Source organism: Pedobacter sp. (genome assembly GCF_037719805.1).
Lineage (GTDB): Bacteria > Bacteroidota > Bacteroidia > Sphingobacteriales > Sphingobacteriaceae > Pedobacter.
The window spans coordinates 272,464-294,277 of record NZ_JBBJLZ010000003.1 but is presented as its reverse complement, the minus strand read 5'-3'; the positions used below and the strand labels follow the sequence as shown (position 1 = coordinate 294,277).

At 40.7% G+C, this 21,814-nt stretch carries 17 protein-coding genes and 1 tRNA gene; 3 read left to right on the top strand and 15 right to left on the bottom strand.

All coding sequences use genetic code 11. The features are described from left to right. Positions 1-117: 117 nt before the first annotated feature. The gene (locus tag WKF66_RS10970) at positions 118-1,695 is read left to right on the top strand and encodes a Na+/H+ antiporter (RefSeq protein WP_489674492.1); all 1,578 of its coding nucleotides are present in this window, start codon (positions 118-120) and stop codon (positions 1,693-1,695) included. Between the two features lie 122 nt (positions 1,696-1,817). On the opposite strand, the gene WKF66_RS10965 is transcribed toward WKF66_RS10970, so the two are convergent. The 10 genes from WKF66_RS10965 to WKF66_RS10920 all read right to left on the bottom strand — a co-directional run bounded on the left by WKF66_RS10965 (position 1,818) and on the right by WKF66_RS10920 (position 13,147). Beyond that, the gene (locus WKF66_RS10965) at positions 1,818-5,210 is read right to left on the bottom strand and encodes a T9SS type B sorting domain-containing protein (protein WP_489674491.1); all 3,393 of its coding nucleotides are present in this window, start codon (positions 5,208-5,210) and stop codon (positions 1,818-1,820) included. 224 nt (positions 5,211-5,434) lie between these two features. Beyond that, positions 5,435-5,514 (bottom strand) — tRNA-Leu (locus WKF66_RS10960). Between the two features lie 44 nt (positions 5,515-5,558). Further along, the gene (locus WKF66_RS10955; protein WP_489674490.1) at positions 5,559-5,858 is read right to left on the bottom strand and encodes a DUF3817 domain-containing protein; all 300 of its coding nucleotides are present in this window, start codon (positions 5,856-5,858) and stop codon (positions 5,559-5,561) included. A gap of 14 nt (positions 5,859-5,872) precedes the next feature. Next, positions 5,873-6,406: a Fe-S protein assembly co-chaperone HscB gene (gene hscB, locus WKF66_RS10950; RefSeq protein ID WP_489674489.1), complete on the bottom strand. Its 534-nt coding sequence runs from the start codon at positions 6,404-6,406 to the stop codon at positions 5,873-5,875. A gap of 6 nt (positions 6,407-6,412) precedes the next feature. Then, complete coding sequence (gene rseP, locus WKF66_RS10945; RefSeq protein WP_489674488.1) at positions 6,413-7,741, bottom strand: RIP metalloprotease RseP; 1,329 nt, start codon at positions 7,739-7,741, stop codon at positions 6,413-6,415. A 29-nt stretch (positions 7,742-7,770) separates the two neighbouring features. Further along, positions 7,771-8,931, bottom strand: a complete 1,161-nt coding sequence (locus WKF66_RS10940) for a 1-deoxy-D-xylulose-5-phosphate reductoisomerase (RefSeq protein WP_489674487.1) — start codon at positions 8,929-8,931, stop codon at positions 7,771-7,773. After that, positions 8,928-10,427 (bottom strand): GH3 auxin-responsive promoter family protein, encoded by a 1,500-nt coding sequence (locus tag WKF66_RS10935; protein WP_489674486.1) that lies wholly within the window; start codon positions 10,425-10,427, stop codon positions 8,928-8,930. The genes WKF66_RS10940 and WKF66_RS10935 overlap by 4 nt, the downstream gene beginning before the upstream one ends. 6 nt (positions 10,428-10,433) lie before the next feature. After that, complete coding sequence (locus WKF66_RS10930; RefSeq protein ID WP_489674485.1) at positions 10,434-11,222, bottom strand: hypothetical protein; 789 nt, start codon at positions 11,220-11,222, stop codon at positions 10,434-10,436. Between the two features lie 2 nt (positions 11,223-11,224). Further along, on the bottom strand, positions 11,225-12,187 hold the full coding sequence (locus WKF66_RS10925; RefSeq protein ID WP_489674484.1) for a glycosyltransferase family 2 protein: 963 nt from the start codon (positions 12,185-12,187) through the stop codon (positions 11,225-11,227). Between the two features lie 3 nt (positions 12,188-12,190). After that, positions 12,191-13,147 carry a glycosyltransferase family 2 protein gene (locus WKF66_RS10920; protein ID WP_489674483.1) on the bottom strand — a complete coding sequence of 319 codons (957 nt, stop codon included), beginning with the start codon at positions 13,145-13,147 and terminating at the stop codon, positions 12,191-12,193. A 145-nt stretch (positions 13,148-13,292) separates the two neighbouring features. Here WKF66_RS10920 and WKF66_RS10915 point away from each other — a divergent pair, with 145 nt between their 5' ends. After that, on the top strand, positions 13,293-14,075 hold the full coding sequence (locus WKF66_RS10915) for a 3-keto-disaccharide hydrolase (protein WP_489674482.1): 783 nt from the start codon (positions 13,293-13,295) through the stop codon (positions 14,073-14,075). Between the two features lie 68 nt (positions 14,076-14,143). Here the strand turns inward: WKF66_RS10915 and WKF66_RS10910 are convergent, their stop codons facing one another. The 5 genes from WKF66_RS10910 to WKF66_RS10890 are packed head-to-tail and all read right to left on the bottom strand — an operon-like array spanning position 14,144 to position 20,282. Beyond that, the gene (locus WKF66_RS10910; protein ID WP_489674481.1) at positions 14,144-14,704 is read right to left on the bottom strand and encodes a DUF4199 domain-containing protein; all 561 of its coding nucleotides are present in this window, start codon (positions 14,702-14,704) and stop codon (positions 14,144-14,146) included. A gap of 13 nt (positions 14,705-14,717) precedes the next feature. Then, positions 14,718-15,389: a hypothetical protein gene (locus WKF66_RS10905; protein ID WP_489674480.1), complete on the bottom strand. Its 672-nt coding sequence runs from the start codon at positions 15,387-15,389 to the stop codon at positions 14,718-14,720. Next, positions 15,382-16,641 carry a dihydroorotase gene (locus WKF66_RS10900; RefSeq protein WP_489674479.1) on the bottom strand — a complete coding sequence of 420 codons (1,260 nt, stop codon included), beginning with the start codon at positions 16,639-16,641 and terminating at the stop codon, positions 15,382-15,384. The genes WKF66_RS10905 and WKF66_RS10900 overlap by 8 nt, the downstream gene beginning before the upstream one ends. After that, complete coding sequence (locus WKF66_RS10895; protein WP_489674478.1) at positions 16,638-18,683, bottom strand: BatA domain-containing protein; 2,046 nt, start codon at positions 18,681-18,683, stop codon at positions 16,638-16,640. Before WKF66_RS10895 ends, WKF66_RS10900 begins: the two co-directional genes overlap by 4 nt. A gap of 21 nt (positions 18,684-18,704) precedes the next feature. Next, entirely contained in the window at positions 18,705-20,282 is a 1,578-nt protein-coding gene (locus WKF66_RS10890; RefSeq protein ID WP_489674477.1) for a L,D-transpeptidase family protein, read from the bottom strand. 660 nt (positions 20,283-20,942) lie between these two features. Between WKF66_RS10890 and hisG the strand changes: the two genes are divergently transcribed. Beyond that, positions 20,943-21,794: an ATP phosphoribosyltransferase gene (gene hisG / locus WKF66_RS10885; RefSeq protein ID WP_489674476.1), complete on the top strand. Its 852-nt coding sequence runs from the start codon at positions 20,943-20,945 to the stop codon at positions 21,792-21,794. The last annotated feature ends 20 nt before the right edge of the window (positions 21,795-21,814 follow it).

Below are 21,814 nucleotides of genomic sequence, written 5' to 3'. Positions count from 1 at the left end.
CACGAAGTGCACTACATTACTATTTGCATTATTTGATTAATGAAAACCGTATTCAATGGCATATGTTTAAATATTACCCTTCGTCTATACCCAAAAAGATAAATTATTAAACCTCCTATGACAGAACAATTTTTGTATTTCTTAAGTCTGATTATTGCTATTGTAGCTCTTGTAATGATTGCAGAAAAGATCAAGGTTGCTTACCCAGTTGTATTGGTTGTCGCTGGAGTATTGATTAGCCTCATACCTTCAATACCCCAGATTCATATTGACCCGCAGATAATTTTTATCGTTTTCCTGCCACCTCTACTTTATGAGGCAGCCTGGGCAATTTCCTGGAAGGAAATGTGGCGTTGGCGCCGGATCATCAGCAGTTTTGCCTTTGTAGTGGTATTTTTAACCGCTTTATCTGTTGCCTTTATAGCCAATTGGTTTATTCCAGGATTTTCATTGGCCCTGGGCTTTCTGCTTGGAGGGATAGTCTCACCACCTGACGCGGTAAGTGCAGGTGCAATTCTAAAGTCTGTTAAGGTACCCAAGCGGGTTTCTTCGATCTTGGAAGGAGAAAGCCTGCTTAATGATGCCTCATCACTGATCATATTCCGGTTTGCTTTGATTGCCATAAGTACCGGTCAATTCCTATGGTATAGTGCAGCACTAAGCTTTGGCTGGATGTTAATTGGTGGCATTGGAAGTGGACTTATTATTGGTTGGCTTTTCATTAAGGTGCACAAGTTACTTCCAACGACTGCTAACATAGATACGGTCCTTACGCTAGTTACGCCGTACCTGATGTATATAGCGGCAGAAGAGATACACAGTTCCGGAGTACTCGCTGTGGTGAGTGGTGGATTACTGCTTTCTACAAAGCGGCATTACTTTTTAAATAGCACCTCACGTTTGCAGGGCGTGAACGTATGGGAGAGCTTATCATTTGTATTAAACGGGCTTGTGTTCTTGTTAATAGGCCTTGACCTCCCCGAAATTACAGCAGGACTTGAAAGCGAAGGAATTAGCCTGAACACTGCAATAGGTTACGGTCTAATAATCACCTTAGTACTAATTATTACAAGAATTCTGTCTGCCTATGGTGCTGTTTTTGTGACATTGATTGCAAGAAACTTCATTGAGGTAGCTGACGCTCGTAATCCTGGTTTTAAAACCCCCTTGATACTTGGCTGGACTGGAATGCGTGGGGTTGTATCTCTAGCAGCTGCATTGTCAATACCTGTTAGTTTGAATGGAGCACCATTTCCACATCGAAGCTTGATCCTGTTTATAACCTTCATCGCTATTCTTGGAACCTTGCTACTTCAGGGACTTACCCTGCCGTTTTTGCTTACGAAGTTTAAGATGCCGAATTTTACGGATTACATTTCGGAAAGTGAGGCAGAAAGCTACATTCAAAAGGCGCTAGCCAAAGAGTCTTTAAAGCATCTTAACAGCAAATATAACGGCTTATGGAAAGATTCGCCTTTGTTGCGACAAATGGCAACCAAATGGGAGGATAAAGCCCTTATTGATAATGAAGTTCCTATTTCTTTAGATAGTAAAGATATTTACTTGGACATATTAGACATTCAACGACATTGGCTCATCGAAAAGAATGATACTGACAAACTCTTCGATGAGGATTTAATTCGTAAGCACTTAAGGCTGATTGATATTGAGGAGGAAAAAATAAAATCGATTTAAGATGTTAGCCTCTCGGGCATTGAAGATCTAAATTTCTGCTATAATGAAAGAAAAAGACGTGGAAGAGATGATTAGTTTTGATACAGTAGGCCAATATAGAATGGAAAGGCAAACCACATAGATTACCTTAACAAGGATAAACTACCACTAATCTCTTGGCAATTCGCGCCTAGTTTAATGACATAATAATAAGTACCTGAGGGCAACAGCTCTCCACCTTTTGTTCCATCAAATGCAGTTGCATAGTTGTTAGCGGTAAATACCACAGTACCATAACGATTAAAAAGAGTAAGTGTTAATTTTGGGAATTTCTCTATGTTTTTAATTACCCATTTATCATTTATACCATCGCCATTAGGGGTAAAAGCGGTGGGCGCTTCAATACCATCCTGTACTACCTTAATTTGTATGGGAGTTCTTTCGCTCTCACACTCGGCAAAAGCATAAGTCATGTACAGCGTTTTGTTATCTATAATATTTAGGTTAAACCTGCCCGTTTTATTGGTTATAATTGGGGTAACTGAATACAGGCCATCATATAATCTATAAGTTCCTGTTGTAATGTTAGCAGCAATAATCGTCGACTCCCCAAATGCGCAAATATTTACAGGTTCTACATTTGGCATAGGTGGCGTATCATTAATGTTCGAAATAACAACGGTTGCAATTTCGGTATTACAGGGATTGCCACTGGCATCGGTAACCGTTAAAGTGTAAGAACCCTGTTTCACTTTAGTTAAAACCAGCTGATTGCTAACCTTTACGTTAAATTCGTTTTTCCACTCATAAGTATAGGGTTTTACCCCACCAGTAACTGCAAGCATGGTTACGGCAGCCTTTCCACTTTCACATTTATCCATTTGAATCCCTGCATGGTTAATACTAACATCAAGTGGCTCTATTCGATCTATGCTGTATTTCTGATAAAAACTTTCACAGCCATTAAAATCCGTAAGGTATAAATCATAATCACCATCCGTCAAACCTGTAATTTCGAGTGTATGACCAATTGTTGATTTAGTTGGTCCTACCCACTTTATAGTTTTGATCAATGGAGTATTTGGTCCTGGTGTTATGCTAATGCTTCCATTATTTAGATTACAAGAAGCAGAAGATTTTGAAAAGGCAAAAACGGGATAAACAGTAGGCAACTGCTTTTTAATGGGATATTTTTTGCTGTCTTTAAAACAGGTGCTATTAGCTACCCTTAGGTAATAAACTCCTGGTTTGGCGTTAAGCAATTGTGAGGCATTGCTAACAAGGGTATTTGTTTCATCAAACCATTGGTAAGTGAAGTTGGCATCTGTAGAAGAAGCGCTAATATTGCCAATTTTACCGTTGTTTTCTGCGCAGCTGGCATCGCTTAATTGTATAGCGTCCTCATTAAGCTCAATGCCATTAAATTCGGGAATAGTATAGGTGGTAATGGATGTACATACACTTTCGTCCTTAACTTCGAGTTGATATATGCCTGCAGGCATACCTATTAGATCTTTGGTAGAACCAACTACATCTTGTTTTTCATTTCTCCATTGATAGCTAATTGTTCCAGTACCTGTTACGTTAATTCTTTTAATGCTTCCAGTGGCTGATGAACAATTAGAATGAGTAACTTGAATTGTTGAAACATCTATAACTGGGGCACCAATGCTTTTGATCTGTACCGGACCATAAACTACTTCGCAGTCATCTGTAGTTACGATTTTTAAAGTGTAAGTACCTGCTTTTAATTTTGTGATAGAAAGTGTATTTCCCTTTACTTCGTTTAGCTCATTTGTCCAGGTTAATGTTCGGATGTCATAATTGCCTGCATTAAATAATGATAATCCCTCAATAGATCCATTTTCATCATTACAGCTAGCGTCTATCTTTGAAATGAGGCTGTACTCTACCTTGGGTTGTGCGTCCAGAACGTTAAAGAAACGTTTTTCTGTCTTGCAGTTAGGACCCATATAGGCCGTAAAAGCATATTTACCTGATTTAAGGCCTGAAATATCGAGGTTGCCGCCAATATTGTTACTATCTTCATTTAACCATTCATATTTAGTAGCTCCAGCAACCTGAATACCTGTGATCGACCCGTTTGCTAGCCCACATGTAGATTTGTTAATAACTACATTGCCAAAGTTTACGCTTAGGCCCAAAAACTGTGAAGTTCTATTATTTAAGGTTGCCGAAGCGGTATAACCTGTATTGTTGCCTACCGCCATAGACCAGGTTCCATTCGCCGCAGCGAAGGTCGTGCCTAGGTATGTTTTTGCTTCACATTGCAGACATTCTCCATCAGAAAAAATTTCTATTTCGGCATTAGGGGTTGCGGTACCTGTAATGATGCCATTGTTGTAGCCTACAATTTCTATTTTAGGTATCTCTACCTTTGAATCAAGGGAACTGTATAGAATGGGGGCCTCAGAAACGCAATATATGGAATTTCTTTCTATTAGGATATCACCACAATCACGTGCATATATCCCGCTGGTTCCAGCACCAAAATTTACTCGGTAAGCCATTACATTAGCCTCACCTAAATTTTTACCGCCAATTTTGATTTTGTTGCAATTTTGCAATTCAATCATCGAGTAACAATAGGCTTTGGTCATGTCGCTATTTAACCCTAATCTATTGCCTTGTATCAGCCCAGATGTTGAGATGTTTTTTAAGCTGAACCCGCCACTTAAAACTACCTTATTGTCAACAATTTCAATTCTTTTAAAATCTTGAAAATTATTAGAACTGCCTATTCCCGAAGGAAGTCCCTCTGTACCGAAATTATTATTTTTAACTTTACAAAGCTCACCTATACTTTCTACAGCTTGCGTAGTTGGGTTAATTCCAGAAATATTCACACCATAGTTTCTGTAACCCCATGAATTTCCTTCTGCCTTTGTTTCTCCGCCTAACATGATGTTGTCACACAAGCGAAGATCAACTGTACCGCCAAAAGCAGTGCCAACCACATTAGTTTTATCTGCCGTAATACCAAACCAATTCGATGAAATTTTAATCCTGTTGGTTCTGAGCATGTAGATATCATAGTCACAAGAAAGAAATATGTTTCCTTTTCCTACACCCCCAACTGTAATGTCTGCACTGCCCGTGATATTGATTGTTCTTATTCCTCTTTGGCCGGAGCCAAAATTTGAAAAACAAAGGCCATAAATTTCTACACGATTAATGTTTGAACCATTAAAAGCGCCCGTTTGATTGCTAACATATTCATTTAGGGTTTCTATGGTAACTTTAGCATCGGAAATACCCAGTTTGGCACCAGGGAAACTTGTGCCATCTATCACCAAAGAAGAGGATAAAATTAATGGACTCGTAGTACTGATTTTACCAGCCGTTAGCGCAAAATAAATATAATCAGTTTCTGTAGTACCGTTTGCAGCTGCTAAACTTAATGCTTCTCTTAACGTTCCTGAACCGCTATCTGCACCACTTGTAACTGTAAAATTAGCCGGTTTTACATTTAATGCAGAGAATAGAAGGGTAAGCAAAAGTGAGAGGCGAAACATAGATCGTTAATTTGCAATTTTATTTTGACAAGTGGATTAACCAAAAAGAAGTAATCGTCTGAAACTACCCCTCACCTGCAAAAAGAATCTCTATCATTTGCGCTATTTCAATTCAGCCTACGGCTTCTAACCCCCGCTGGTACTGAAACAAAAACTTCGTTTTTGGGCGACAGAGGCACCTAGCTAAAAATAAAAACCCTCTCTAAATGATTTAGAGAGGGTTGTACCCAGCGCCGGAGTCGAACCGGCACGGTTTCCCACAGGTGTTTGAGACCAGCGCGTCTACCAATTCCGCCAGCTGGGCATTTGCTTATTAGCGGGACGCAAATGTATCAATTGACCCGATAACTACCAAGTTTTATTTGAATTATCTTCTTTTAACTTTTTATCTACCCAAAATGGTGCGAAAGGAAGCAACGAGGCCCCTCCTATTAAAAACACCTTCTTAAAATTCCATTTATACTCCATCCAGCTCATAATCAGAAAGATCATGTACAACACAAACAGCAACCCATGTGCCCAGCCAGTGTATTTAACCGCCAGCGGCATGTCTGCCCAATACTTTAAAGGCATCGCAATAAATATTAAAGCGATATACGAAATCCCTTCCGCAACAGCTATATTTCTAAATATCGATAGTGTAGTCATTCAATAAACCTGCTTTAAGAAGCCGAAGCCTTATCTATACTTTCTTTGATCCGCAGCAAATACTTGCTCCGGTAATAAAGGTCTTTAATGGCGCGAAGTAGAATAGCCTGCTCGGCCTCCGACTTACTTTCAAACGATTCGGTAAGCGCATCAATCTCTGTCTGAATGCCATTGTCGACAGCCGAGACATCAATTTTTACAGCAGCAAGCTTTTCCGCATCAGGATCAAATTGTAAGTCCATAAGGGCTTCATTGATTTCCATCATGTCCATCAGGAAATCCTGAGGTAACACATAATGTTCTCCTTCCGCCAGCTGCCCTTTCAATTCTAAAATATATGGCAAACGTTTCTGAGGACTACTCAGTACCTGGTAAGCCTTGTTGTTAATCGTGCTCAGTTCCAAGACCTCCGCCTGTTTCTCCTCACTTTCGTTAATAAAAAAGTCAGGATGATACTTCTTGCTAAACTCGTAAAACTTTTGTTTAACAACCGCAGTATCTGGATCAAAGCTGACCGGTAAGCCGTAGAATTCAAAGTAATCAATCATACCAGTTTAATTCATTACCGCTTTAAAAATATCGTTTCCGAGCACAAATACCATCAACGATAGCAAGATCACAAAGCCAGCGATCTGTGCCCGCTCCATGAATTTATCTCCAAGTGGCTTTCCTTTAACCATCTCAACAAGCAGGAACACAACATGACCACCATCCAAAGCTGGAATAGGTAACATGTTCATAAAAGCCAAGGCAATCGAAATAAAGCCTGTAGCTGCCCAGAACTTCTTCCAGATCCACTCACCTCCATAAACCTTTCTTGCGATCTCTACAGGACCTGAAAACGCTTTGTTTGCTTTAATCTTTCCAGTCAATACTTTCCAGATGCCTTTTCCATTGTCGGTGAAAACCTTTAATGCCTGGTTTGCCCCTAAAGGAAGGGATTCAAAGAAGCCAAACTTGACGGTCTCTTCCCTAAACTCATTTGGTTTGAAGAACACGCCCAACGCACCAGATGTATCCAGAGGAAGATTATAACTTAATCTCTCCGTACCGCGAATAACATCAAGCTTAATCGTTTTACTTTTATATTTTGGAATGATAGAACGCACCTCCGCATCATACTTAACAGCTACATTATTTACAGCAGCAATGCGATCACCTTTCTTTAACCCTGCTTTTTCAGCGATTCTTCCTGGAGCAATACTGTCCAGGGTGGATGTTCCTAAAGGCATTCTACTAATGAACTCGTCAATCCCTAAGTCAGATACTTTGTTCAAAATATTATCAGGCACTTTAATGTCTATCGCTTTGCCATCACGCATAACGGTTAGCGTAGTGTTACCCAACAAGACTTTGGTACTGATCAATTCATCAAACTGAATAACTTTCTTACCATTAACAGCGACAACTTTATCGCCAACGCGTAGTCCAATCTCTTTACCGATCACACCCGGGTTAATTCCAATTACTGAATTATTCGGGATAAACGTCTCTCCGTATTTGAAAGTCAGCATCCAAAAGATCAGGATCCCAACAACAATGTTTACAAATACACCTCCTAACATTACAATTAGACGCTGCCAAGCCGGTTTTGATCTGAATTCCCAGGGCTGAGGTGGCAAAGCCATCGCCTCCGTATCCATCGATTCGTCAATCATTCCAGTGATCTTCACGTATCCACCCAGTGGCAACCAACCAATTCCGTACTCACAATCCCCTCTTTTAAAGCTGAAAAGTTTAACTCCCCAGGCATCAAAAAACAGGTAAAATTTCTCTACTTTAATTCCAAAGGCCCGGGCTGCTATAAAGTGCCCAAACTCATGTAAAATTACTAGTATCGATAACCCCAGAAGTAACTGGGCCGCCATAATCAGTCCGCTCATATATTATTCTAATATTTTATTTTTTGATTCTATTTAACTTGTTTTGTTACCAATTGATGAGCAAATATACGTGTCTCCTCATCGGTTTCTAAATAATTGTTCAGGCTCGGTTCCGCAATAAATTGTATCGTGTCCATGCAGGATTCAATTACATCACTCATTTCCAGAAAGCCAATCTGATCTTTTAAAAATGCACTTACCACAACTTCATTCGCCCCATTGACGATGCAAGCCATGTTTCCACCCTTTCTTAATGCCTGATAAGCCAGGTCCAAATTACGAAATGCAGTACTGTCTGCCTGTAAAAAGGTCAGCTCCGGATAATCCATAAAATTAAAACGCTTAAAGTCGCTGCTTATTCTCGCAGGATAGGCAAAAGCATAATGAATCGGCAACTTCATATCAGGCAATCCCATCTGTGCCTTCATTGACCCATCATGGAACTGCACCAGAGAGTGCACGATCGACTGTGGATGCACAATCACGTCGATTTGATCAGCTTCCAAATCAAATAGCCACTTTGCCTCAATTACCTCCAGCCCTTTGTTCATTAAAGAAGCAGAATCAATCGTGATCTTAGCCCCCATCACCCAGTTTGGATGCTTCAACGCTGCACTCTTAGTAACCGTTCGTAGAAACTCCCGGTCTTTCCCTATAAAAGGGCCTCCTGAGGCAGTCAAATAGATCTTCTCTACAGAATTCAACTCCTCTCCTACCAGGCACTGAAAGATTGCGGAATGTTCTGAGTCTACCGGAATAATTTTAACGCCGTATTCTTTAGCAAGACGGGTCACCAGATCGCCAGCGACAACCAAGGTTTCCTTATTTGCCAAACCAATATCCTTTCCTGCTTTGATTGCAGCAATTGTCGGCCTTAAACCTGCAGCACCTACAATCGCCGTAAGTACAAGATCCGCCTCGGGAATACTTGCAGCGTCACAAAGGGCGTCTGCACCCGCTAACACTTCTATATCGGTATGTGCTAATCCCGATTTCACTTCCTGGTAACGTTCCGGATCGCAGATAACCACCATAGCAGGTTTGAACTGGAGCGCCTGACTAATCAACAATTCAGTATTGGACTGACCAGTGATTGCGCAGACCCGATAAAGCTCTGGATTTGCCGCTATTACGGATAAAGCTTGTGTTCCTATGGATCCTGTAGACCCTAGTATGGAGATATTCTTCAAATTCTGTAGCTGCTTAAATCATTTGCAATCTTTCTATCGTTCGATAGTCTTGGAACTTTATTCTGTCCGCCAAGTTTCCCCTGTCCCCTCATGTAGTTTACAAAAGCTTCCTTTTGTAACGTGCGAATAATTAACGGTTGAAGGATCTTTCCTTCAATGAGGTCAAAATAGTAAATATTCTTTTTTTGCAATGCCTGATCTACTTTTTTGCTAAATGCGATCAGATCTTTAGGTGGCTCCGAAAACTCCACAAACCATTCATGGTACGGAAGTTCCCCTGCAGCAGTCTCCACTTGTGGTGCAACCGTAAATTCTGTAATACCAACCTGCTCTTCATTAGCAACACTTAACAATGCATGTTCAACCTCTTCCCCAATAACATGCTCACCAAAAGCAGATATAAAATGTTTAATCCTACCGGTAACAAGAATCTTGTAGGGGTTAATGGAGACAAATTTAACGGTGTCTCCAAGACTGTATCCCCAGAGACCGGCATTGGTATTCAAGATTAAAGCGTAATTTTTGTCCAGCTCTACCTCTCCAAGACTCAATCTGGTAGGGCTATCGTTATAATATTCGTCTGCCGGTATGAATTCATAAAACATACCTGCTCTCACAAGTAACAAAAGGCTTTTGTCAGACTGGCTATCCTGGTAGGCTATAAATCCTTCAGAGGCAGGATAGGTCTCGATCGCAGCAATCTTCCGGCCTATACTATTTTCAATCTTTGCACGGTAAGGCTCATAATTCACCCCTCCGTAGACAAATAAACTAAAGTTTTTAAAAATGTCTTTTATCTTCTTGCCATCCGACTTTTCACTCAATTTATCAAAGTACATTTGAACCCATGGTGGGATTCCAGAGATGAGTCGCAAATCTTGTTGCCTGGTTTCGGCAACAATCGCATCTACTTTCTGTTCCCAATCTTCTATACAATTAGTTTCGTAAGAAGGCAGTCTGTTCTTTTGTAAATACGCCGGCACAAGGTGAGCGACGATGCCAGACAACCTGCCAACATCGATCCCATTCTTTCTAGTCAGCACCGGGCTCCCTTGCAAAAAGATCATCTTACCGTCCACAAAGGAGGCATCTCCGGTTTCATGAATATAGGTCAACAAGGCATTGCGTGCAGCTTTGACGTGCTCAGGCATGGACTCCTTAGAAAGTGGAATGTACTTTACGCCTGAGGTAGTGCCCGAAGTCTTCGCAAAATAACGGGGCTTACCTTTCCAAAGAACATCAGCTTCTCCTGCGACAACCCTATCAACATATGTTCTAAGGCTTTCGTAGTCACGGATAGGAACCTGCTTTTTGAAGTCACTATAGTTCTTGATCTCAGAGAAATTATGATCCCTGCCAAAAGCGGTATTCTGAGCCTCTTTTACGAGCATAGCCAACATTTCTTGCTGTGCCGGGACTGCATTCTTTTTCCATTTGTTAATGCCTTTTAAAACAAAGGCAGCAAATGGCTTACTCAATGCTGCTTTTAAGCCCATTATAATTTAAATCAGGTTATGAATGATATCCGGCTCACCTTCTGTCTGATACTCCAGCATCATTTTACGGTATGCGATAGTTAAAGCTACACTGGAAAGTGGAACAATGATAAATGAACTCAGAATATTTACAAAGAAGGCAACAAATGGCCAATGAATTAAGCTGAAGAACAGGTTTAATAAATGGAAGCCTCCGAGTACCAATAATAGTAGCAGTATTTTGGTGAAATTCCCTTTTGTTGTCGCAAGGCTATATTTGATCGAAGCAAACGAACTCAGGTTCTTGTCAATAATGAAGAACGGGAAAAAAGAAATCCTGATCCAGGTAATGAAAATAGCCACTAAGCCGACAGGGATAGCAACACTTGAAACCTTTTGCAGGTCAATACCAGCGTAAACAAACGGGAGGCCCAATAACATGACGACAGAATATACGCCGATGATACAAAGTATGAAATACAGTGTAGCGACTAAAAAGCGAATAATCTGTTGGCGGGTCGGGATCGTGCTCACAATACTAACATCATGCTCTTCATCGTCCAACAAGTGAAAGATGTACTTAAAAAGAGATAAGTTGATAGTGAAAAAGAACATAATGAAGATAAACGCCATCAGTGCGCGTAATCCCCAGTTCACATCTTTCAGAAAGAAAGCCATTAATCCGGATGCAGAGGAGGTAATGAACATCAGGAAGGAAAGCGTAGCGATCGAAAAGTAGTTTCTTTTCGTAACCTGCCATGCCTTGCTAATCACCTCGTTGACAGCAAACGTACTCTCTTTTAAAAAATCTATCATTATTATTTTAGAACTACTTTTTTTATAAAATCCTGCATGAAACCAAGTCCATAACCGGTAAGCTGTATGAATGCAGCGATAATGCTCAAAAATGCAACTTTAAATGATTTGTTGGTTTGCCAGGAGTGAAAAAATACCAACATAAAGTATACCAATAGAATTGAATTGCAGATATAAGCCAAAGGTGCGTAAAAACAATTCATAATAAGGGTAAATATAACTCCACAAGTAAAGACCGCAGGAAAGAAGTGTACTAATTTTAGTTCTGCAGGAAAATGCTTGTAAATGTTAATTCTCGCCCTCCCAAAAAAGTGGACTTGCTTATAAAACTGAACGAAGCTGGTGCGCCGCTTATGAAACACCTTTGCTCCTGGAATCAGCCCTATCTTAAAACCATTCTCATGGATGCGAATGCTATATTCGATATCCTCGCCGAGTCGGGTTAAGATGAATCCACCTAACTTTTCAAATACTTCTCTAGAAACACCCATGTTGAAACTACGCGGATGGAACTGACCAATATGTTTACTGTTACCCCTGATTCCTCCGGTTGTAAATGGAGAAGTCATAGCGCTGCTGATTGCTTTTTGAATCGGCGTGAAACTTTCATGGGCGGCATCAGGACCACCATAAGCATCCAGATTATGCTCAAACAAATAGTCCTTAACCGTCTCCAGGTAATCAGCTGGGATGATACAGTCGGAATCAAAGATCACAAAGTAATCTCCTTTTGCCCGTTCAAAACCATAGTTCCTTGCGAATCCTTGTCCGGCATTAGGTTTGACAAAATATTTCAGGTCAAGCGTATTTTCATATTTCGCTACTACAGCTTTGGCATTCTGGATGGAGCCATCCTCGATAACCAGCACTTCAAACTGCAAATAAGTCTGCTTGGTTAAGCTGAGTAGAAGTTCATCAATTTCTTGCGGACGATTATATAGCGGGATGATTATTGAAAAGAACATGGATTAAAGAATCTCCTTTTCTATCAGGTACTGGTTACGTTCTGGTGCGCTTCTGGAAACCAACTCTGCCACGAAGCCAGTCAGAAATAGTTGTGAGCCCAATATAATAGCTACTAAGGCAATATAAAATAGCGGTTGGTCTGTTACATCTCTTTTCAAAGGTATACCCATTGATATATCATATAGCTTAACGCCAATCAGCCATACAACGAGGACCGCTCCAATGAAAAAGCTCAAAACCCCCATTGTTCCGAAGAAATGCATAGGCCGTTTGCCAAATTTGCCTACGAAAAATATAGATAGTAAGTCTAATAGCCCATTAATAAAGCGGCTCATCCCAAACTTGGTTACACCATATTTGCGGGCACGGTGTTCAACGATTTGCTCCCCTATTTTAGTGAATCCAGCCCATTTTGCAATTACAGGGATGTAACGGTGCATTTCGCCATAAACTTCAATGTTTTTAACCACCTCCTTGCGATACGCTTTAAGCCCGCAATTGAAGTCATGAAGGTTATGAATGCCGGACATCCGTCTCGTCGCCGCATTGTAGATCTTTGTAGGTATTGTTTTACTTAGGGGGTCATACCGTTTCGCCTTCCAGCCAGAGATCAGATCGAATTTTTCTTCCCTTATCCGTCTGTATAATTCAGGGATTTCATCTGGACTATCCTGCAAATCAGCATCCATAGTGATGATGACATCGCCTTGAGCAGCCTTGAAAGCGACATGTAGCGCGGCAGATTTGCCGTAATTCCTTCGAAACTTGATTGCTTTTACATAGGGAAACTGAATCTTTAGTTCTTCAATTACTTCCCATGACCTATCGGTGCTTCCATCGTCGACAAATAGCAATTCGTAAGAGAAGTTATGTTCAGCCATCACCTTTGCAATCCACGAAGTCAGTTCAGGTAGTGATTCGTCTTCATTTAATAATGGGATGACAACAGAAATATCCATGTGCGATTACAATTCGATCCGCAAACTTAGAAAAAATATTCGTGATCCGCCATAAAACCGCCGTGCTCCGCATACATGATATAGAGAAGCTTTAAAATATTCGGTTTTTTTATAACTTTGAATATACCATAATTAAAAACACAGAATGACAAACCTACCTAAGAGCTTAATTGTTGCCTCGTTAATGATTGGAGGAATCAGCATGGCTAACGCGCAAGAAAAAACCAAACCTGAGCAAACTGAAGTTTACACGCCGGTACCGCCGGTAGTGGTAACTAAAGAAGTGACTATCGCTCCGCCATCGGATGCCATTGTTTTGTTTGACGGCAAAGACCTGAGTAAATGGGTCATGACTAACGACAGAAATCAGCCCGCAGCCTGGACTGTTGCAAATAATGTTTTCACGGTAAATAAGAAGTCAGGAAACATTGAGACCAAACAAGCCTTTAACAACTATCAGTTACACATCGAATGGCAAGTGCCTGCTAAGATTGAAGGAAAAGGTCAGGGAAGAGGAAACAGCGGTTTATTCCTAGCCTCTATTGGCAAAGGTGACGATGGTTACGAATTACAAATCCTTGATTCGTACAAAAATGACACGTATACAAATGGACAAGCGGCTAGTATCTACAAGCAAATTGTACCTCTGGCAAACCCAACCCGCAAACCAGGCGATTGGCAAGCATATGATATTATCTGGACTGCACCAACCTTTAACGCAGATCAGACAATTAAAACTCCTGCCAGAGTTACCGTTATTTTCAATGGTGTAGTAGTTCAGAACAATGCAGAGCTTAAAGGCCCAACTCAATATGTTGGTGATCCGGCTTACAGAAAAGCACACGGACCTTCTCCAATTAAGTTGCAATCTCATGGCGACCCAAGTCAGCCATTGAGCTTCCGCAATATCTGGGTAAGAGAGTTGTAGAATTTCAACCATATACAAAAAGGCCCGCCATGGAATTTCTCCTGGCGGGCCTTTTTTATGTAATAGATTTATTCTTCCGCAAATTTAACAGGCGGCTTTTTCTTCATGATCGCAGCTAAGATCAAGGCGAATACGCCAAATACCGCTAGCGAAATACCAAAGTCTGTTACCACATTTTTTGGTGTAACTTTCAGTTTACTTTCAGCGCTTCCTTGCTTAGCCATAGCCTCATCAATTTGCTCCTGCTGCATACCAAATTTAGCCATCATCGCCTGTGCATTCTCATCAGTAGCTGCACCTGCTTTGGCAGGCAGATCCGGATCGATAACTGTTCTTAACACCACATTGTAAACAGTAGATAGCGCAGTAATGATTAGCCCCATGATTAGAAATGATTTGAAAGCTTCCCCAAAAGTCCAAAATCCGCCAAGATCCGTCCTTATAGTTTTACCTGCGTACACCAGCAAAGCTATAAATACCACCATAAGCACCAAACCAACCCACCAGCTGGTAAACAGCATTAATGGATCAATAAAGTGAATGACGAGTGACAATACCACGCTAACCAAGCCAATGATTAAACCGTTTTTGGCTGATAAGCCATTTAACAACTTTTGTCTTTCTTCCATAATTTCTTTAACGTTAATTTAAGTTAAAAGTAGCAATTAATGTGTAAACAGCAATATCAAATTCCTTATTTGCACTATAGTCTTCTAACTCTTTAATTACCTGAATACTAGACTCTGGCTGATGGAAAAACACCATGAATGGCACAAACAACTCTTCCATTTCTTCACTTACGTCAATCATGCCTTTATGACTACAGATATCCTCAACACTAGACTCAACTAATTGTTGATTGCTGATCAGGTCTTCATAGATATGAAATTCATCCTGAAACTCATCTTCTTCAACCAGTAAAAATTCTTTTAAGAAGTCGCCCAATTCTGGTGCAATTTTCTCATCGCGACACTCATTGATATAAAGCAACAGGTTCATTAGCTCGGTACCTCTCTCAATGGTCTCTTCTTCAATGTCAGCCCATTCCTCGCTGTCTAAATAATCCTCTTCTAATTTGTTAATATCGCTGGCGAAGAAGTTGATCATCAAGAGATCAAAATATACCTCTCTTAATTGTTCGAAAGACGGGTATTCATCGAATACTTCATCGAACTCTTCTAATTTCTCGATGAAACCAAGGTCTTTACTAAATACCTCTACCAACGCTTCTTCCAGCTTTACCGAATCTGTGCCTGATACCTCTGCAAACTTATCTAATGATGCAATTAAGGCAGTTTTTACTGTATTATCCATAAGATTGTATTTGATTATTATTAACAACCAGCTTTATTTTACCGGTAAGTGTCTTGTTTAAAAGTGGTGAATTGGCAGACTTTGAGTGGTTATTTGCAAGATCATAAGTCCAGCTTTCTGTAGGATTGTAAACCGTGAAGTTAGCACCTTCTCCTTCTTTTATGGTCGGTACCGCTAATTTTAAAAGCTTACGCGGATTTACAGCTAATTTTTCTGCTATTAACTCTGCGGATAACCCTGCCTTCAATAACAATGGCAGAACGGTCTGCAACGCGATGATGCCGAAAGCAGCGATTTCAAACTCCACATCTTTGTGTTCAATTTCATGCGGACGATGTTGTGAAACTATTGCATCGATCGTTCCATCTTTCAAGGCCGCTATCAAGGCTTTAACATCACTCTTACCCCGTAATGGGGGTTTTACCTTATAGTTGCTATCGAAGCTATTTAAGAGCTCCTCTGTGAAGACAAGGTGGTGTGCTGCAACATCGCAACTGATCTTTACGCCATCTTTCTTAGCTCTCTTTATGAGCAGCACAGAACCAGCAGTCGAAATGTTACTAATGTGCAGAGGCGCATTATGGTAAGTCGCCAAAAATATATCCCTGCTGACCTGCATTTCTTCAGCCAGCGCAGGCAATCCTTTCATTCCGAGCAATACACTAGTTGCGCTCTCATTAATTTGAGATTTACCCGCAATAGCTGCGTTTTCAGGATAGACCATGATCAAACCCTGAAATCCTTTTGCATACTGCAAGGCCCTGCTCATAAAGCCATCATCTGCAATGGCTTTGTTCCCATCTGAAAAAGCTATGGCACCAGCCTGTTGCATGTCGTATAGCTCCGCGAGTTCTTCGCCTTTCATATCGCGACTAATCGCGCCTATTGGATGGACATCAACCAGGTTGTACTTAGCGCGATTAATGATATATTCAACCTCCCCTTTAGAATGCACCACAGGCTTAGTATCTGGCAACACTGCTATTCCTGTAAACCCACCAGCTTTTGCAGCATTGGTCGCAGTGTTAATGTCTTCTCTTGTTTCATATCCCGGATCTCCAATTGAGCAATTCAAGTCGAAAAAACCTGGTGATAATATGCAACCCTTTCCAGCAATAGCGTTCTTCCCGCCTTTTGAACCACTGCTGACTATCTCCGTAATTACGCCATCTTCTACGCTTACATCACAGTTCATTTGATTAAACTGACTATTAGGGTCTACAATGGTTATGTCCGTGATGAGAAGGTTCATGCTGTTTTTAGGGTTTTTGTATTATTAAAAAATTTGATCAGTAAAATCTCAATGGCCAGGAACAATAGCGCTAAAATAACGCAAAATTTCCAAAGCTCAACGCTGTTGCTCCTGGCGGTCACTTGCAACGACTGGGCGTCTTTCTTAGAATTGATTATACTCACATTTTGTTTTCCAGATAGGCTTTTCAGCTCAGCGTCGCTGGCATAGTGCATATCTGATTCTATTCGATTGTCGTTAAAGGCCATCACTGCTAAAGTCGAGTCGCCCTTTTTCAGATCATAGAAACCGGCCTTTTTTATTTGATCGGCAACATACAAAAGGGTGCTCGCCGGAGTCTGGCGAAGGTCCGGAATCGCTTCAAACTGGTCTGATACTAGTGTAAGCGATTGGTTCTTGAGCAAATTGATCTTCTGGCTTTCCAATACATCACTTGTTCCCGTAGTGTAGTACAACGGAAAGGATCTTGAACTGCCAAAGGCAATTTTAAAAAGGATTGGAACAAATACCGGATGCCTGGCCAAATTTCCGTCTTTCGGGTCTAAGGAGGTGGCCGACAAGTATATTTTGCCAGCTCCAATATTATATCTCGCTAGCAAAAATTTGTTTAATGGAAGCTGTAGCACGTCCTGCCTCGACGACCTGTTTTGAGACGTATAGCTGAAGTACCTGTTTACCACTGGCAGATCGAGATTCTTAGGAACCTGATCAAAAACGTCTTTAAAAAGTTCGTTCTTTATATCCAGCGTACTTGAAACAGGCGTACCTGCATTGATCTGCTCAATGGCAGGGAGTGATAAACCTGTCAAAAAAGGAGAATAAAGCGACGCTCCCGCTTCCAGATTTGGAAAGACAACCAGGCTACCACCGTTCTGTACAAATGCTTTCAACTGCTGCGCCAATCCAGATGATGGCTCTTTGAGACCCGTTAATACAATTAGATTGTAACTGGCAAACATGGAATATTTTATATTGCCTTCTGGCATCTCTGTTAGTTTGAAATAGGGATCCGCAGCAAATAATGACCTGATGTAAAGTTGTGAAGGATCACCCGCAATATGCAGGACATTCATTTCCCTACTTACCTGGAAGCTGAAGTTAAGTGCATCGTCAAAGGTCAGCGGGTAATCTTTAATGGTCAGGATCCCTTTTTGCCAACCCGGACTAAGTCCGCTAAAACTCAATGTATCGTTAACTGATTTGCCGGCGGGAACCGCAACATTACCAATCGCTTTCTGCTGACCGTTAATGCTCAACTTCAGCGGAACATCTTTGGCGTCCTCTTCGCCGAAGTTTTTTAGCCGGACAACAAATTTTTCGCTTTGATTGGGCTGATGAACCGGTGATAAACTCCAAATACTGTCGGCAGATATATTAGGCAGGCTATTCGCACTAAGTTTGACAAACGATATGCTAGCGTTGCTGTCTGCCTTGATCGGTTGCGTTCCACTAAAGTTCTTTTGAAAATCCGAGAGTAAATAGCTCAAGTGATTGTTATTGTCGCTGGCATCTGCTTGTTGCCGGTTAATGACTTGTTGTAAAGAACGGCTCGCCGCCGAAATTTTCAACTCTTCCAGCTGTTGAACGAATTCATCTTTGTTCACAAATCGCTGATGTTTACCTTCAAAGTCATTCGTCAGCAGTTGAAACTGATCGTTTAATCCATAACTCGATGCAATTTCCTTTGCTTTTCTTTTAGCCTCATCGAACAGGCTTCCTTCCCGATTGACGGTCTCCATGCTGTAGGAATTATCTACATAAATGCCGATCACGTTTCTTTGGGAGGGATTGTTTGTCTTGCCAGAAGGGATAAAAGGTCTGGCGAAAGCCAGTACCAGAAAGATAATAGCAAGTATTCTGCTGAACAATACCAGCAGGTGTTTAAGCTTTTCACGGGAAGAATTCTGCTCCTTAGCCTCTTTTAAGAATTGTACATTACTAAAATATACTTTCTTGAACTTCCTGAAATTAAATAAGTGAATTACAATAGGAATGGCTATCGTCAGCAGCGCAAAAAGAAAACCTGGGTATAGGAAATTCATTAAAAACCAAAGTTAGAACTTTTACATGAATTTCCTCATTGCATCATATAAAGTTTCATCCAGTTGGTAAACGTCCGGTCTGAATTGTACCGCACCATTTTGCGCCCATGCAGTTAGGTAGTTAATAACAATAGGTACCCGTTTTTTGACGCCAAACCATTTGGGCTTAAGTTGAAAAGTATTTACTGTATCCGCTTTCTTAGCCAGCTTACGTTGGTAGCGTTCCATTTTAGTAGTGTCAATGGGCGGAAGATTAACTTCCATCCTGAGCAGATCGTATTCATCTTTGTCTTTAACCAGATTTTCTGCAAACTCCAAAGGCCGTTCCACCCGCACACATCCATGACTTATGGCACGATTAGCATTTCTAAAGGCGGCCTTGTTGTTGGTATCATGGAGATATACACTTGAATTGTTATCAAAAATGAACTTAAATTTACCCAGCGCGTTCCGACCTCCTGATCCTTGCTTGAACTGGAATGGCAGCTTCTCTCTGGAATATTTATCCCATTGTATGGTGTCAGGATCAAATACCTGTCGCCCTTTGTAATATACTTTAATATTGTTATTAGACAGATAGTAGGGATCTCTTCGCGCCAGATAGTAGATTTCGCTTCTTGCGATACTAAGGGGAATGTTCCAGATCGGATTTACCTGCACTGCATTAAACTTGCTGTAAAGTATTGGTGTTTCGTGATTCTTAGGCTTATCATCCAGGTTTCCAGTTTTCAGGTACTGCTGAATCTTTGCTTTATAATCATCCTCACGTCTTCCGCCAACGCACACTTTCATATGCGATAATGTGTCTTTCTTATCGAACCAGGTCAGGGAGAAATCGGGAATATTCACTTCAACATATTCCTCTCCCAATTTAGGAAGCTTCCAACGCTGGCGCTCCATGTTCACTAGTATTGTTCTTTTAGCCGGCTGATCTTTAGATGGACTCTGCTCGTACCTTGCCAACGCCTGTTGCAAAACGGTATAAGCTTCAGCTTTCGGCTGAACATCCTGCAGCAAGCTAGTTAAAGATTTTGTGTGAAGGACATTCATGGTGCTCAAACTATCCGGTCTGACAACAGGGATATAATATCTGTTCAGGAGCCTTCTTGGATTTAAACTTCCAAAATTGACAAAATTGTAATATTTGATTGCGGAGGTAGCCGCCGTCAATTCCAAATCGGCAATAACAGGATAGACTTCATTGATGCTTTTGAATTTGTTTTCAGCCAATTCTTGAAGTATTCCTTTGAGCTTTTCGTTGTTAAAGATCTCCGGATTGTAACCATGCACCCTGCTGTTGGAAATGTAATGTTGGAGACTGTCTAATTCGCCGTCAAAGTAAAACCTGGTTACCCAGTCAGGATTCTGATTGTTAATTTTATAGAAAGACTTCAACCTTGAGCTGTTAGGCAATTCTTTGGAAACCGAATCAAAGTGGTTAAGGAAAACCTGATTATATACCGCTGTATCAAAATCCTTGTACAACTTATTTTTAAAGCGCTTTTCCAGCAATAAACCGATCTCAGGCGTCTCAACGAACCATTTACAGGAAGAAAGAGAAAGGATAATTGCAGTTAATGCAAAGAGTAATTTTTTCAACAGTTTTATTTTGTACAAAAATAGCAATTTAAGTGCCATGATAGTTCGAAAACGCTAAGCAGCTCAAATCAACTTACTGATATTCTGAAATTTAGTCGTTCAACTCAGAAAACGTACATGAACAGAAGAAGATTAACAAAGAAGCACTAAAAACAGGTTATGTAAACCACTATCAGGAAGACAAAATAAAGTTGTAAACCCAGTACAGTAACAGTAAATTCAATAGTAAACACAGAGTAGTAACAAAACTTTTAGTGTAAACTTAACTTTGTATAGGACAGTCCATTAGTAGTAGGTTGAACCGGGGTTGGTCCGGCGTTGGTTCGGGGTTGGTCCGGTATTGATTCGTCCTAAGCCGAACCAACGTCGGCCCAATACCCTGTCAATAGCGGTCGACATACAAACTGATATTAGGTTCAAATGATGCTGGGCAAGAAGTTTTGTAGTAATTTTTGATTTGTCATTTGGATAGCTATATTTGCAACTCCTCATAATGCTTGTCATTATTGAACGAAACAATTAAAATTAAAATGTTTACAACTTTGAATCATCACTTACATTTGCACCATCGCCAGTTGGCGATGTATATGTAATGTTTTGTACTTCAAAACTTGTTCCGACCAATTTTCATGTTTCATTCAATAATTCTAAAAGCACAAATTGAAAACACTTAAAATAGCTATCCAGAAATCGGGTAGGTTAAACGAAAAATCAGTAGAGATACTTAAAAATTGCGGCCTGTCGTTCGAGAATTACAAGAGCTCTTTAATCACAACTGTAACCAACTTTCCTTTAGAAATCCTTTTTCTTAGAGATGATGATATTCCGGAATACGTTCAGGACGGCATAGCCGACCTGGGTATTGTTGGAGAAAATGTGATCGTTGAAACCGGTGCTCAGGTCACGTATCTGCAGAAGCTGGGCTTCGGAAAATGCACCTTAAAAATTGCGATTCCTAACGAAAGTAACATTACAGAAATCGCACAATTAGGCGGTAAAGCAATCGCTACTTCGTACCCCCTGATCCTTGAAAAATACCTGAAAGAAAACAATGTCGAAGCTGAAGTAAGAACCATTTCTGGGTCGGTAGAAATCGGTCCGGGTTTAGGACTTAGTGATGCCATCTGTGACATCGTTTCCACAGGTGGAACCCTTAAAAGTAATGGACTAAAGCCATTCGCTGAAGTAATGAAATCTGAGGCGGTTCTAATAGGGAAAGCAGGATCTGATCTCTTGCCGGAAGTACAGGAATTGTTGCAACGCATTCGTTCCGTATTGAGAGCTAAGGAGACAAAATATGTCGTACTTAACGTCGCAAAATCCAACCTTGAAAAAGTGGTTGCTCTTTTACCTGGTGTAAAAAGCCCAACCGTTGTTCCGCTTTTTGATGAGGAATGGGTTGCTGTACATTCAGTAATTACGGAACATGATTTTTGGGAAAAGATCAACATTTTAAAAGCAGCGGGAGCCGAAGGAATTGTGGTCATGCCAATTGAAAAAATCATTGTTTAGCAAAAGGAAACATCGTCCTT